The organism is Niveispirillum sp. FG156 (assembly GCF_057809555.1).
On sequence record NZ_JBMDKE010000095.1, the window covers coordinates 1 to 590 of the forward strand.

Annotated in this window: 1 protein-coding gene; it reads left to right on the plus strand. The window is 66.8% G+C overall.

Features of this window, described 5'->3' with window-relative positions:
- Window positions 1–452: methyl-accepting chemotaxis protein (locus tag ACODSP_RS28205; RefSeq protein WP_488968824.1), on the plus strand; the 452-nt coding region annotated here is incomplete at its 5' end.
- Window positions 453–590 lie beyond the last annotated feature (138 nt).

Genomic DNA, 590 nt, shown 5'->3' on the forward strand with positions numbered 1-590 from the left:
ACGCCACCATCGAGGCGGCACGCGCCGGAGAGGCCGGCAAGGGCTTTGCCGTCGTGGCATCGGAGGTCAAGAGCCTGGCCACCCAGACGGGCCGCGCGACGGAGGATATCAGCCGTCAGGTGGCCGAGATTCAGGCCGCCACCCGCGCCGCCGTGGACGCCATCGCCAGCGTGGCCGATGCCGTGACGGCGCTGGACAGCGGGGCCGGCGAAATTTCCGACGCGGTGCAGCAGCAGGAAGCCACGGTCCTGGAAATCAGCCGGTCCATCCAGACCGTCTCCTCCCGCACCGCCTCGCTGGGCACCACCGTCTCCCGCATGGCCGACATGGCGGGCGGCATCGCCGATGCCGTGGCCAAGACCAACAGCACCGCCGAAGACGCCGAACGCCTGTCCGCCGACATGCATGACCGTCTGGAAGGCTTCATCCACGACCTGCGCGACGCGTCTTGAGGGGCAGCAACGGCACTTAAATTCATAAATTGCCTCCCCGACGAAGGCCGGAGCCCAGGGGCCACACGCCCAACGGTAGTGCTGCTAGAGCGTGTTTCCGTTGACCGGAATCACGCTCTAGCTTTTCGTTTCCTCAAG